This window comes from Fundidesulfovibrio sp., assembly GCF_058402725.1.
In genome coordinates this window covers 1-13,440 of the sequence record NZ_JBZVFJ010000107.1, presented here as the reverse complement: position 1 = coordinate 13,440, position 13,440 = coordinate 1, and the positions used below count along the sequence as shown (strand labels likewise).

The window sequence follows — 13,440 nt, the reverse complement described above, 5'->3', positions numbered from 1 at the left end:
GCCCGCGCGCTCACGTGAGCCCCTGGCGCGGCCGCGCCCTATTTGCCCCCGATGATCCGGGCGATGTTCTCCACGTAAGGCGCGCGGATGACCCCGCGCTCGGTGACGATGCCCGCGATGAGCTCGGCGGGGGTCACGTCGAAGGCGTAGTTGAACACGCCCACGCCCTGGGGGGTGATCTGGTGTTCGCCCACGTGGGTGACCTCGCGGGGGGTGCGGTCCTCGATGGGGATGCCCGCGCCCGTGGGGGTGGAGAGGTCGAAGGTGGAGGCCGGGGCCGCCACGTAGAAGGGCACGCCGAAGTGCCTGGCCAGGATGGCCACGCCGAAGGTGCCGATCTTGTTGGCGGCGTCGCCGTTGGCGGCGATGCGGTCCGCGCCCACCACGACTTTCTGGACAAGACCGCGCTGCATGAGCAGGGCGCAGGCGTTGTCGCAGGCCACCTTCACGGGGATGGAGTCCTTGTGCAGCTCGTAGGCGGTGAGGCGCGCGCCCTGGAGGAAGGGACGGGTCTCGTTGGCGATCACCTGGATCTTCTTGCCCTGCTCCCAGGCCCCGCGGATGACGCCCAGGGCGGTGCCGTGCCCGGCGGTGGCCAGGGCTCCGGCGTTGCAGTGGGTCATCACGGTGTCGCCGTCGTCGATGAGGTCGGCCCCGAAACGGCCCATGGCCTTGTTGATCTCGATGTCCTCGGCGTGCACCTTCCTGGCCATTTCCAGCCACTTGGCGCGCAGGGCGTCGAGGTTCAGGTCCGGGAGGGCGTGCCAGGCCTTGCGCATGAGCTCCACGGCCCAGCGCAGGTTCACGGCGGTGGGGCGGGCCTCCTCGAGGTCCTTGAGGAGCTTTTCCAGGCGGGCCTTCCACTGGGCGTCGGCGGGGTCCACCTCGCGCGAGGCCAGGTAGCAGCCGTAGGCGGCGGTGACGCCGATGGCCGGAGCGCCGCGCACCACCATGGTCTGGAGGGCGTAGATGGTGTCCTGGGTGTTGCGGCAGACGAAGTATTCCTCGCGCCCGGGCAGGATGCGCTGGTCGAGGAGCACCAGGGACTCCTGGTCGGGCGAGAACTGGATGTGGTCGGTCATTGCGTGGTCCTAGCTCAGCTTTTTGGCCAAGAGTTCGTTGACCAGCCCGGGGTTGGCCTGCCCCCGGGTGGCCTTCATCACCTGGCCCACGAAGAAGCCCATGAGCTTGGTCTTGCCGCCCCGGAAGGCCTCGGCCTCGGCGGGGTTGGCGGCGATCACGGCGTCGATGGCGGCTTCCAGGGCCGAGGAGTCGGAAATCTGCACGAGGCCCTTGGCCTTCACCAGGGCCTCGGGGTCGCCGCCCTGGGCGAAGAGCTCGGGGAAGATCTGCTTGGCGATCTTGCCGGAGATGAGCCCGGAGTCGATGACGGCCACCAGCCGGGCCAGGTCCGCCGGGCGCAGCTTGGCGGCCTTCGCGGAGATTTTCGCCTCGGCCAGCTCGCGCAGGAACTCGCTCATGATCCAGTTGGCGCTCTTCTTGGGGTCTGCCCCGGCGGCCACGCAGGCCTCGAAGTACTCGGCCACGTCGCGCTCGGCGGTGAGCACGTCGGCGTCGTAGGCGGAGAGGCCGAAGTCCTCCATGAAGCGCGCGCGCTTGGCGCGGGGCAGCTCGGGCAGTTCGGCGCGCCATCGGTCGAGCTTTTCGGGCGCGATGCGCAGGGGCACCAGGTCCGGGTCCGGGAAGTAGCGGTAGTCGTGGGCCTCCTCCTTGCCGCGCATGGAGGCCGTGACGTTCTTCTCGGGGTTGTAAAGCCTCGTCTCCTGGACGATGGGCTCGCCGTCCTCCAGGCAGTCCTTCTGGCGCTGGATCTCGTAGTCGATGGCCTGGCGCACGTGGCGGAAGGAGTTCACGTTCTTGATCTCCGTGCGCGTGCCGAACTCCTTTTGGCCCACCGGTCGGATGGAGATGTTGGCGTCGCAGCGGAAGGAGCCCTCCTCCATGTTGCCGTCGCAGATGCCCAGGTAGACCAGGATGGAGCGCAGCTCCTTGAGGTAGGCCACGGCTTCCTCGGAGGAGCGCATGTCGGGCTCGGAGACGATCTCGATGAGGGGCACGCAGGCGCGGTTCAGGTCCACGTAGCTGGCGTTGTCGGCCTGGGAGTGGATGTTCTTGCCCGCGTCCTCCTCCATGTGGATGCGCGTGACGCCGATGGTCTTGGGCTTGCCGTCCACCAGGATGTCCACGCGTCCGCGTTCGCAGACGGGGTTCTCGTACTGGGATATCTGGTAGCCCTTGGGGAGGTCCGGGTAGAAGTAGTTCTTGCGGGCGAACACCGAGACGGGGTTCACGGCGCACTCCACGGCCATGCCCATCTTGGCCGCGTACTCCACGGCCGTGGCGTTGAGCACCGGGAGCACCCCGGGCATCCCCGCGCAGACGGGGCAGACGTTTTCGTTGGGGTCTTGTCCGAAGGCCGTGGAGCAGGCGCAGAAAATCTTGCTGCGCGTGAGCAGCTGGGCGTGCACCTCAAGGCCGATGACCGCCTCGTACTGGGGCATGGATGAAGGCTCCTGGAAGAATTGGCGGGGCCGCCGGGGCTTGGTCTTACCCCCCGGCGATGGCCGGGTCAATGGCCGGGACGTTGACTTGCCCGGCGCTTTGTGGTGCAAGATAACCTAGGCTCAAACCCACAGGAGGCAACCATGCGCCCCACAAGCCTGGCTTTCCTGCTTTTCGCCGTCACACTCCTGGCCGGCTGCTACGAGACTGGTCCCGGCTCTTACGGGGGCTATTCCAACAACGCCTACCAGCAGAACAAACGTCATGAGGTAAACTGCAACAACAACTGGCAGAACTGCGTAGGCGTCTGCAACACCATCCGCAACGCCAACCAGAGGGCCGTGTGCGTGGCCAACTGCAACAACGCCCTCAACCAGTGCAAGAGCAACTGATCCCGTACGGCTCCCCCAGAAGCTCCTGAAGACACCGCGCGCGGCCTGCGTTCCGGCCGCGCCCGGCCGAACGCGCCGCACGCCTCCTGGCGTTGCCTGCCCCTGCTCCCGCTTCCGGGGTTCGCGCCGCAGCGCGCTCCCGGACCCTGCCGAAGCCGCATGCCCGCTGGCCCGGCCGGAGCGCCACCCCGGGCATTGCCCGATCCACCCCTCCGTGGTAGGGTTTGCCATGCCCGTCGACAACACAGAACCCCTCTCGGTCTACCGCGCAGGCCCCGGCTACGACAACTGCCTCGCGGACATGGCCCTGCGCGCCGCGCGCGGGCACCGCAAGCGCGGCCTGCTGGACCACCTCCTGGGCCTGGACCCGCCCCAGACGCTGCGGGTGCTGTCCCTCCTGGCCCGCGACCCCCGTCAGCACGCCGGGCGCTACGAGCACACCTTCGTTGCCCTGGTGGACGGCGTGTGCTCGGGCACGGCGACCGCGCGCACAGACCCTCCGGGCGGCTACCAGCCCCTCTCCCCCGACGCCCTGGCCGACGCGTTCGCGCGCCGCGGGCTCACCGAGGCCCAGGCCCGGGCCGCCCTGGACCGGCAGGCCGACTATCTGCGCCTGCTCCCCCTGGCGGGGGAATCCTTCGGCCCCGACACGTGGCGCGTGCAGTACGTGGCCGCGCGCCCGGAGAACCGCGCCGGAGGCGTGGCCCGGGGGCTGCTCCGGCGCGTGGAGGCCGAAGCCCGGTCGGCCGGGATCGCCCGGCTCGGGGCCGTCTGCCAGACGGGCAACGTCCGGGCGCTGCGCCTCTTCGCGGCCATGGGCTACGAGGCCGAGCGGGAGAGAACGTACCCGCCGGAACTGGCCCACCTGGGCGAGGGGATCGTGGTGTTGGTCAAGCGCCTGGGCTGAAGGGGACGGCAGACCCGCGACGCAACGGCCCGCGCCGTTGGCTCCCGGAGGGGCGTCCGGGGCTGGAGAGGCCCATGGCCTCAGGATTCGGGATCGCCTTCGGATTCGTCGTCGTCACGCGGGGCGATGGCGAAACCCGCCCTCCTGGCCTCCGTGAAGCTCAGGCAGGCCCAGGGGAAGATCTCCCGGGCCTTTTCCACGGCCGAGTTTTCCACGGCGTCGAACCACTGCCCGAACTTCTCCATGAGCAGCCTGCCCGCCGGGGTGAGCCTGTGGCCGCCCTTGCGGCTGCCCGCCTGCTCGATGAGTTGCACGCCCAGCACCTTTTCGGTGCGGCGCATCTTTCCCCAGGCCGCGCGGTAGGACATGCCCAGCGACTCGGCCGCCTTCTTGAGCGAGCCCGTGCGCGCCACGGCCTCCAGGAGCATCCCCCGGCCGGAGCCGAAGAACATGCCGTCCACGGTTTCAAGCCAGAGGCGCAGGCGCACCACGGGCGGGCGCACGCCCGCGAGACCGCTTTGTGCTGCCGGTTGCGCGGCCGTTTCGACGGAGTTGACGTTGGGGTCCTTCATGTCGGTGAAGGGCCGTAGCACGGAGCGGACCGGCCGAACAAGTCCCGGGGAGCATCCTCACGGGGTGGCACGGCCCTGCCTCGGCCTCCGGGCATCCCGGCCCGCGCCGGGACGCCGCCGGGGCCATCCCGTGGGGGAGGACGGCCCCGGCATTGTCCTGGGAGGTCGACAGACTATGTTGACAATCCTAGCGCCTTGACGGCGCGAAGAACGCGGCTTTTCGTCGACTGGCGCTGCGTCCTCACAATCCGTCCGTGCGGATGTTCAAGGCTAACAGCCAAAACCATATCTATTCATCATCAAGAACATCTTCATGTTTTTCATGATCGCGACACTAGCCCAGCAATCCGCTCCAGGGATGGCGGGCCATGGGGACGAACCCCTCCCGCACGGCGCGGCTTTCCAGGGCGCTCATGCCCAGGGCGGCCACGTCCGGGTCCGGCACGGCGGCCAGTTCCCCGGCATCCAGGCAGAGCAGGAACGATTTGCAGCGCTTGCAGGCGTCCACGCGCTCGTACGGCCTGGCCGCATCGCGCAGCACCGCCAGCTCTTCGGGCTCCTCGCAGCAGCAGACGGGGCAGGAGACGCGCTTGTAGGTCCATTCCACCGAGCAGCGCGAGCAGCGCAGGTAGCGGCGGCCGCCGTGGGCCTGGATGAATTCGGAGGGGTCGAACGTGCGGCGCATCACGCTCATGTTCGGCGCGCCGCCGCACACGGGGCAGCAGGCGTGCCTCCAGGGGAGGTCCTTCACCAGGGGCAGCAGGTCCTGCGCCTGGCGTTCCACGAAGGGACGAACGAGTTCGGAACCGGCGAACAAAAGAATCCGCGGGTCGATGCCGGGGATGTCACCGGGCTCTCCGAACCCGGCGGCGACGAGCGCGGCCGGATCGACAGACCCGGAGGCGAGGCCCGAGGCCAGCGAGTCCAGTGCCTCGGCCAGCGAGGGAAACAGGCCCGCCATCATGGGCAGCAGGGTGGAGGCTGCCTCGCGCAACTGGGGGCTCATGTCCAGGAAGCCGGAATCCGCCAGCAGGTACGCCCCCTGGGAGAACCTGTCGGGATCGATGGGGGGCGGCGGCACGGTCCAACCGGGCGCGGCCTCGCGCAGGCGGGAGCGTTCGATGAGCAGCAGGCCGAACGGTTCAAGCAAGCCTGCCATGGCGGGAATCTGTTCCAGCGCTCGGGCAAGATCCGACTCGATGGCTTGAGGGGAGGAAAAGACGGTCTGGGAACTGATCTGCATGCGCGGAACTCCTTGCCTGGCGATGCCTGATGCGATGACGGGGCGGGCCGCCCGGCGGGATGCGCCCGGGCGGCCCTTTGCATGTTCCTGCCGCGCTGCCTAGCCCTGCAGGCTGTCGAACAGCTTGCGCAGGGGAGCGACGGCCCCGGCGAGCATGTCCTTGCGGGACATGCGGGGGTCCGAGTCCGAGGCGTCGGCCACTGCGAACTTGTGGTACTTGGCGGGCGTGTCGGCCACCAGGTAGATCACCGAGACGTCGTCCTTGTTCAGGAGCGACGCCTTGGGGAACTCCTTCTTCACGGCCTCCAGGCGCTCGCCGGCCTGTTTGAGGATGTCCGCGCGCTCACCGAAGGACATGGCGCCCATGGCGCAACTCTTCACGCACATGGGCAGCAGGTTGGCCTGCACGCGGTCGATGCACATGTCGCATTTGACGATCTGCTTGGTCTTGGGGTCCTGCCGGGGGATGTCGTAGGGGCAGGAGTCCTTGATGGTCTTGAAGTCTTCCTTGGCGGTCTTCTCGGTGTAGAGGATCGCTCCGGTGGCCTTGTCCTGGAGGATGGCCCCTTCCACCGTGGAGACGTTCTTGCACGGCGCGTCCAGGCAGTGGCGGCAGGCGTCGGGGAAGAAGTACCACTGGACGGTGTCGCCATCCAGGTGCTCGCTGAAGCGCACCAGTTTGAAGTTGTAGTGGGTCAGGTCGGGCGGGTTCTGGTGGGAGCCCTGCTGTTTGGTGGGCACGGCGGGGAAGTTCTTCCACTCCTTGCAGCCCACCTGGCAGCCCCGGCAGGCGGTGCAGCGCGTGGTGTCTATGAGGATTGCCTTGGGCATGGTCTCGCTCCTTGTCGTCTTCGGGAGAGCCTTCGGTCAGTGACCGGCCTCGTTGTCGAACGGGCGGGCGCGCGCTGTTTCGCAGGGCGCGCCCGCCCCGGCCTGTCGCGACCGATGCTACAGTTCCGTCACCTTGTCGGCCTTGCGCAGGTTGACCAGGCAGGCCTTGTACTCGGGGATGGTGGTGTTGGGGTCACCCACCGAGGGGGTCAGCCTGTTCACGGCGTCGCCGCACTTGGGCTTGGTCCAGCCGAAGCAGAAGGGCATGCCCACCAGGTGCTGGGTCTTGCCCATGACCTGGAGCGGCTTCATGCGCACCGTGACCATGGCCACGGCCTCCACCTTGCCTCGAATGCTCTCCACGATGACCACGTCGCCGTTCTTGATGCCCTTTTCCTGGGCCAGCTGCGGGCTCATCTCGATGTACTGCTGCGGTTCGGCTTCCAGCAGGGCCGGGCCGTTGCGGGTCTCGGAGCCGGAGCACCAGTGCTCGGTGAGGCAGTAGGTGGTGAGCACGATGGGGAAGCGCGGATCGCCGTTGGCGCACAGCTTGTCGAACTCGCTGCTGTTGACGGTCTTCATGCAGGGGTTGCTCATCTGCGCCGAGAACGGGTTCTTGGTGAGCGGGGTCTCCGCCGGTTCGTAGTGCTCGGGCAGGGGTCCGTCCTCGCGTCCGGGGCCGTAGAGCTGGCCGTGGCCCTCGGTGCACATGATGAAGGGGTACTTGCCGCCCTCCATGGCCATGGGCGGCTGTCCGCCGTCGGGCACGTCGCCCACCCACTTGCCGTCCTCCCAGGCGATGACGGCCTTCTCCGGGTTGTAGGGCTTGCCGTTCAAGTCCACCGAGGCACGGTTGTAGAGCACGCGGCGGTTCAGGGGCCAGGCCCAGGAGAACTTGGGATAGAGGCTGATCTTGGCCTGCATGGGGGTCTGGGTCAGGTCGCGGCGCTTGGCCAGGTTGCCCTCGGACTCGGAGTAGCCGCCGCAGTACACCCAGTTGAGGCTGGACGTGGAGCCGTCGGTCTGGAGCAGGGGGAAGCCCGGGACCAGTTGGCCCTTCTTGTACTCCTTGTCCCCGATCTTCACGTCGCGGGTGAAGAAGCCGTTGATCTTCTTGGTCATCTCCTCGGCCACGAACTTCTCGGGGATTTCGTGCCTGAGCACCTGGTCGTGCAGCGCGCCGTTCTTCTTGGCGTCCTTGGCGTAGAGCTTGCGCACGCGGCCCATGATCTGGACGAACATGTCGCCCATGGCGCGGCTCTGGCCGATGGGTTCGATGGCCTTGTAGTGCCACATGTGCCAGCGGCCGGAGTTGGAGATGGTGCCTTCCTTCTCCGCCCGATAGGCCGAGGGCAGCAGGAACACCTCGGTCTTGCACTTCTTGGGGTCGGCCCCGGGGCGGCGCCAGTTGTCGGTGGTCTCGTTGTGGAACACCTCGCCCACCACCAGCCAGTCCAGCTTGTCCACGGCCTGGCGGACCTTGGTGGAGTTGGGGAAGCTCTGGCAGGGGTTGTGCCCGAAGATGAATCCGCCCTTGATCTTGCCCTGGTACATGCGGTCGAACAGGAACAGGTGCGAGCAGTCCATGCCGGGGTCGAGCTTGGGCAGCAGCGAATAGCCGAAGTCGTTTTCCTTGGTGGCGTAATCGCCGAACCAGCCCTTGAGCAGGCTGGTCACGTACTTGGGCCTGTTGCTCCACCAGTTCACGCTCTTGGGATCGGCCGTCACGGGGGTGTTGGCCTTCATGTACTCGTCGAGGGTCTTCCAGGTGGCGAGAGGGGCGTTGTGGTAGCCGGGGATGTAGCCGTAGAGCAGGGCGTGGTCCGTGGAGCCCTGCACGTTGGGCTCGCCGCGCAGGGCGTTGATGCCGCCGCCCGCCACGCCGAAGTTGCCCAGCAGGAGCTGCACGATGCCCGCCAGGCGGATGTTCTGCACGCCCACGGTGTGCTGGGTCCAGCCCAGGGCGTACATGATGGTGCCGGCCTTGTCGGGCTTGCCGGTGGCGGCGAAGGCGTCATAGACCTTGGTCAGGTTCTCCTTGGAGACGCCGGTGACCTGGGAGACGAGGTCCAGGTTGTAGCGCTCGTAGTGCTTGGCCAGCACGTTGAGCACGCAGCGGGGGTTGGCCAGAGTCGCGTCGCGCTTGACCATGCCCTTATCGTCCTTCTCGAAGGCCCAGAAGCTCTTGTCGTACTTCTTCTTTTCGGCGTCGAAGCCGGAGAAGAGGCCGTCCTTGAAGGAGAACTTCTCGCCCACCAGGAAGGTGGCGTTGGTGTAGTTCATCACATAGTCGTTGAAGTACAGCTTCTTGTCGAGGATGTACTTGCACATGCCGCCCATGAAGGCGATGTCGGTGCCGCTGCGCAGGGGCACATGGTAGCTGCTGCGGGCCGAGGTGCGCGAGAACTTGGGGTCCACGTGGATGACGGTGGCGCCCTTTTCCTTGGCCTTGAGCACCCAGCGGAAAGAGATGGGGTGGTGTTCAGCGGCGTTGCTGCCGATGATGAGCACCGCATCGGCGTTGCCGATGTCGGTGTAGTGGTTCGTCATAGCTCCGCGTCCGACCGACTCTGCCAGAGCCGGCACAGTGGGGCTGTGTCAGACCCGCGCCTGGTGGTCCATGTGGACGACACCCAGGCTGCGTAAGGATTGATGAGCGACGGCGCACTCTTCGTTGGACATCTGGGAGGAGCCCAGACAGAAGCCGGATTCCCAGCGGTTGACCTCAAGGCCGTCCTTGTTCTTGAAAACGTAATCCTTGTCGCGGGTTTCCTTGACCTTCTTGGCGATGCGGTCGAGCATCCAGTCCCAGTCTTTCTCCACCCACTTGTCGCTGCCGGGGGCGCGGTACAGGGGCTTGGTGAGCCGGTTCTCGCTCACGTGCAGCGAGCGCAGGGCCGCGCCCTTGGCGCACAGGCCGCCGGCGCTGATGGGGTAGTCCGGATCGCCCTCGATGTTGACGATCTTGCCGTCCTTGACGTGGACCAGCGTGTTGCACCCGCAGGAGCAGAAGGGGCAGATGGAAATGACCTCCTTGCTGCCCTCGATCTTGAGCCCGGCGGCATACGCCTGCGCGGGGCTCAGGTCGAGCCCCAGCTGGGTCAGGGTCAGCGTCGCCGCCCCCGCGCCAGCTATCTTGATGAATCCTCGACGAGAAACTTTCATGCGCACCTCCTCAGAGCGTCAAACTTGTCCACAAAGAACGTCCGAAATCCACCTGGGTCCTGCAGCCGATCCGGATTCCGCCAGGAGAATGCCCGGCTGATGATCGTGAACGGCACGTGTCGTTCCGGATACCGCTTTCCCGACACGCTCGCCGGTTGATCCGGGCTGGTTGGCGAAACGGTCGCCGCGCCATCCGGACTTCACCTGCCGTTCCTTCGCGTCGGAGGCCTGCATTCACGATGGCCCCGCCCACGAACGTTTTCGTCGTCTTTCCACATCGCGAAGGCGGCAGCAAGCAATTTTGGCGAAAAAGTCTAATAATTTTAAGTTGTTAGTTCTAACACATTACCGATGTGGATGGATTGAATAGATCGAATCGACAGAGGGAAAGGCCGATCACGGCCAACCTCCGCATTTTCAAGCAGAAGTGAGAAGACCCCAAAGGAGACTTAGGCGACTTTTGACAGTCGCGCCTTGAAGAGGGGGAAAACGGAGCCTGAGGGCCTTGGAGGCCGCGTGGTTGGACGAGGTAGGGGAGCCGCTCATTGAGGGGGGGAGCGGAGTCTGAGGGGAGGGATCGCCCTGTGGGGTGGGACGCGCGGCGTGCCTTCCTCCTTGCTTCGCCGCGCGCCCCGGAAACCGGAACAGGTGGATGGTGAGAAATGCCTATCGATTTTGAATTTCAAGTTCAACAACAAACCGTTGCACAGCCCACTGGCTCGGAAAACCGACAGCACGCCGCCGCCCGGTTTGACCCGGCGTGCGCCCGCCCTGCCCCGCAAGCCGTCCGGGCAGGCGCGCCACGGAGCATCGCCACTCACTTTGCGCCCCGGTTCGCCGCCGACCGCCTCCGCGTAGCCGTGCAGGGCGATGCCTCGCGCCTTTCGCCATTGAAACAATCAATTGTACGGATCAGCTTCGCCAATCTATACCGCCGTCACAAACCACGCCCGGCGACGCTGCGGGCCACAAGTGCGAGGCGCTCATGGAAGAAATGAAAGGCGGCCCGGGCCGCAGGCTGTTCCTCAAGACCCTGGCGGGCTCCGCCGCCGCCCTGGCCGGAGCGGCCGCACCGGCCTTGGCCTCGGGCAGGCCCCACGCGGGCAGCCTGCTCCAGGTGTGGTCCTGCGGCGGACTGGCCGAGGCCATGAATCCGGCCAACGCCCTCTATGAAGAAAGCGCGGGCATCCGTATCAGCTACACGGGGGCCTTTGCCGCCGCCCTGGGCAAGTCGCTCCTGGGCTCCTCCACCACGGAGGTCTTCGCCGGGCGCGTGCTGGACCTTGCAAAAAAGCTGCGCCAGGCCGGAAAAATGATCTATTTCAAGCCGCTGTGCTTCACAAGCTATGTGATGGTCACCCCGCGCGGCAACCCGGCGGGCATCCGCTCCGTGGAGGACATGGCCCGACCCGGCGTGCGCGTGGTCCTCGCGCCCGAGGCCTCGCCCCCGGGCGGGGCCGCCGCCGTCAACCTGCTCAAGAAGGCGGGCGTGCACGACGCGGCCATGAAGAACTGCGTGGTGCAGGGCTCCTGCGTGCAGCGCGTCATGGACGACGTGATCGCCGGGCGCGGCGACGTGTCCATCGTGGAGCTGCGGGTCACGCGCATCCCGCTCTTCGAGGGGCGCATGGACGTGGTGGCCATTCCCGAAACCTTCTTCCCGCCCCCGCCGCTCACCTTCACCGTGGGCGTGATGAAGGACGCCAAGAACCGCGCCCTGGCCGACGACTACGTGAACTTCCTGACCTCGCCCGAAGGCCAGGCCTACTTCGAGCGCGCGGGTTTCATCCCCGCCCTCTCGGACAAGGGCAAGGGACTGGTGGAAAAGCTGGGGGTGAAAGATGCCTGACGCCGCCGCAACCGCCCTGCCCCGCCCCCGGGCGGGCCTCTCGCTGAAGGCCTGGCGCAGGGCCTCCCAGGTCTTCTGGCTCCTGCTGCTGGGCCAGTGGTCGTTCTACGGCATCTTCCGCTGTCCTTTCGTGGTGCCCTTCGTCAGCTGCCAGAACTGCCCCGTGCTCACCTGCCACGGCCGTCTGCTCACCGTGTTCTGGGGCTTCTGGGCGCTGTTGCCCGTAAGCGCCCTGCTCTTCGGGCGCGCCTTCTGCGGCTGGGCCTGCCCGGGCGGCCTGGTCAACCAGCTCCTGGGCATGGCCGCCCCGTTCAAGGCCCGCGCCGCGCGCTTCACGCCGTGGTTCGCCCCTGCGGGCGGCCTGCTCGCCCTGGCCGCCTGCGGGTATGTCTGGTTCGCCATGGGCCAGCCCCGCGCCAACGTGCCCATCCGGGTGGGCGAGTTCTTCCAGGCCGTGGCCCTGACTTTCGAGCACGCCGACCGCCTGTGGATCGTGCGTACGGCCGTGGTGCTGGGGCTCACGGCCCTGGGCCTGGGCCTGGCCAACGCCTGGTGCCGTTTCGCCTGCCCCATGGGCGCGGCCCTGGAGACCGTGAAGCGCGCCTCGCTCTTCAAGGTGTTCATGACCCCGGACTGCAACGGCTGCGACGCCTGCCGCAAGGTGTGCGAAGTGGGCGCGCGCCCCGCCGAGACCAACTGCACCAACTGCGCCGACTGCCTGGACGCCTGCCCCAAGGACGCCATCCGCCTGGGCAGGAAGCCCTGAGCGTGGAACGCGCGCCCAACGGCTCGGCGGGAACCTGCGCCCGCCTCGCGCGCACGCCGGGATCGTCGGGCCTGCCCCCGGGACCGGACCGGGCAGGTTCGGCCCCGGAGAGTCAGCAGCTGAAGGGGCCTGCGGCGCACGTCCCGGCGGCCGCCGCCGCGACCGGGCATCCCTGCTTCGACGACGCGGCCCGCTCCACATCCGGGCGCGTGCACCTGCCCGTGGCCCCGGCCTGCAACATCGCCTGCGGCTATTGCGACCGGCGCTCCGACTGTCCCAACGAGTGCCGTCCCGGCGTGGCCTCGCGCCTGCTCTCGCCCGGAGAAGCCGAGACGGCCCTGGCCCGGGCCCTGGCCCTCGAACCGCGCATCCGCGTGGCGGGCGTGGCCGGCCCCGGCGACCCCATGGCCACGCCGGAGGCCACCGTGGAGACCTTCGCCCGGATCCGCGCGCGCTTCCCCGGCCTGATCGGCTGCCTCTCCACCAACGGCCTGGGCCTGCCGGAGCACGTGGAGGCCCTGGCCCGCGCGGGCGTGAGCCACGTGACCGTGACCGTGAACGCCGTGCGCCCCGAGGTGGGCGCGCGCCTCTACGACGCCGTGCGCTGGCAGGGACGGGAACTGAACGGCCAGGAGGGCGCGTCGCTCCTTCTGGAGCGCCAGCGCGAGGGCATCGCGGCGTGCAGGGCGCGCGGCCTGGTGGTGAAGGTGAACACGGTGCTCGTGCCCGGCGTGAACGACGCCCACGTGGAGGACGTGGCCCGGGAGGCCGCGCGGCTCGGCGCGGACCGCATGAACCTCATCGGGCTCCTCCCCGTGGCGGGCACGCGCCTGGGCGGCGCGCCCGCACCCTGCCCCGGCGTGCTCGCGGCCCTGCGGGAGCGCTGCGCGCGCCACCTGCCCCAGATGCGCCACTGCGCCCGCTGCCGGGCCGACGCGGCGGGGCTGCTGGACGAGGCGGTGCCAAAGCGAGGATAGATATCACTTAAACGAATTATCGGCGGGCAATGTTGACACGAGAAACGCCACACGATACGAGCAACAAATGACAATATCTTACACAACGAACAACAAAGTTCCTGGCTCTGTTATCATTTCACCGTGCAGAACTTGCCAACGAGAAACAAATCATAAGGTTGAGACCCCTGCGTAATACGCTGAGGCGCGTGTCTGCTCCTCCCGGCGGCGCATTT

11 protein-coding genes are annotated in these 13,440 nt (G+C 67.5%); 5 read left to right on the top strand and 6 right to left on the bottom strand.

The features are described from left to right. Nucleotides 1-38: 38 nt before the first annotated feature. Nucleotides 39-1,082, bottom strand: coding sequence for an S-methyl-5-thioribose-1-phosphate isomerase (mtnA, locus tag ACV4UX_RS13550; protein ID WP_491593811.1), 1,044 nt, complete (start codon nucleotides 1,080-1,082; stop codon nucleotides 39-41). Between the two features lie 9 nt (nucleotides 1,083-1,091). Then, nucleotides 1,092-2,522 (bottom strand): Asp-tRNA(Asn)/Glu-tRNA(Gln) amidotransferase subunit GatB, encoded by a 1,431-nt coding sequence (gene gatB / locus ACV4UX_RS13545; protein ID WP_491593810.1) that lies wholly within the window; start codon nucleotides 2,520-2,522, stop codon nucleotides 1,092-1,094. Between the two features lie 144 nt (nucleotides 2,523-2,666). Here gatB and ACV4UX_RS13540 point away from each other — a divergent pair, with 144 nt between their 5' ends. After that, nucleotides 2,667-2,915, top strand: a complete 249-nt coding sequence (locus ACV4UX_RS13540; RefSeq protein ID WP_491593809.1) for a hypothetical protein — start codon at nucleotides 2,667-2,669, stop codon at nucleotides 2,913-2,915. Nucleotides 2,916-3,144: 229 nt separating this feature from the next. After that, nucleotides 3,145-3,822, top strand: a complete 678-nt coding sequence (locus ACV4UX_RS13535) for a GNAT family N-acetyltransferase (RefSeq protein WP_491593808.1) — start codon at nucleotides 3,145-3,147, stop codon at nucleotides 3,820-3,822. 80 nt (nucleotides 3,823-3,902) lie between these two features. Here ACV4UX_RS13535 and ACV4UX_RS13530 read toward each other — a convergent pair whose 3' ends face one another. The 4 genes from ACV4UX_RS13530 to fdnG form a co-directional block, all read right to left on the bottom strand. After that, a complete protein-coding gene (locus tag ACV4UX_RS13530) occupies nucleotides 3,903-4,394 on the bottom strand; it encodes a winged helix-turn-helix domain-containing protein (protein WP_491593807.1) in 492 nt (163 codons plus the stop codon). A 334-nt stretch (nucleotides 4,395-4,728) separates the two neighbouring features. Beyond that, complete coding sequence (locus ACV4UX_RS13525) at nucleotides 4,729-5,637, bottom strand: formate dehydrogenase accessory protein FdhE (protein ID WP_491593806.1); 909 nt, start codon at nucleotides 5,635-5,637, stop codon at nucleotides 4,729-4,731. Nucleotides 5,638-5,736: 99 nt separating this feature from the next. Further along, nucleotides 5,737-6,468, bottom strand: coding sequence for a 4Fe-4S dicluster domain-containing protein (locus ACV4UX_RS13520; RefSeq protein ID WP_491593805.1), 732 nt, complete (start codon nucleotides 6,466-6,468; stop codon nucleotides 5,737-5,739). A 117-nt stretch (nucleotides 6,469-6,585) separates the two neighbouring features. Next, entirely contained in the window at nucleotides 6,586-9,633 is a 3,048-nt protein-coding gene (gene fdnG, locus ACV4UX_RS13515; protein ID WP_491593804.1) for a formate dehydrogenase-N subunit alpha, read from the bottom strand. 985 nt (nucleotides 9,634-10,618) lie between these two features. On the opposite strand from fdnG, the gene ACV4UX_RS13510 reads away from it, so the two are divergent. Genes ACV4UX_RS13510 through ACV4UX_RS13500 form a run of 3 tightly spaced genes read left to right on the top strand, consistent with a single transcriptional unit; the run spans nucleotide 10,619 to nucleotide 13,225 of the window. Next, nucleotides 10,619-11,482, top strand: coding sequence for a substrate-binding domain-containing protein (locus tag ACV4UX_RS13510; RefSeq protein ID WP_491593803.1), 864 nt, complete (start codon nucleotides 10,619-10,621; stop codon nucleotides 11,480-11,482). Then, nucleotides 11,475-12,248: a 4Fe-4S binding protein gene (locus ACV4UX_RS13505; protein ID WP_491593802.1), complete on the top strand. Its 774-nt coding sequence runs from the start codon at nucleotides 11,475-11,477 to the stop codon at nucleotides 12,246-12,248. Before ACV4UX_RS13510 ends, ACV4UX_RS13505 begins: the two co-directional genes overlap by 8 nt. A gap of 2 nt (nucleotides 12,249-12,250) precedes the next feature. Next, complete coding sequence (locus ACV4UX_RS13500; RefSeq protein WP_491593801.1) at nucleotides 12,251-13,225, top strand: radical SAM protein; 975 nt, start codon at nucleotides 12,251-12,253, stop codon at nucleotides 13,223-13,225. Nucleotides 13,226-13,440 lie beyond the last annotated feature (215 nt).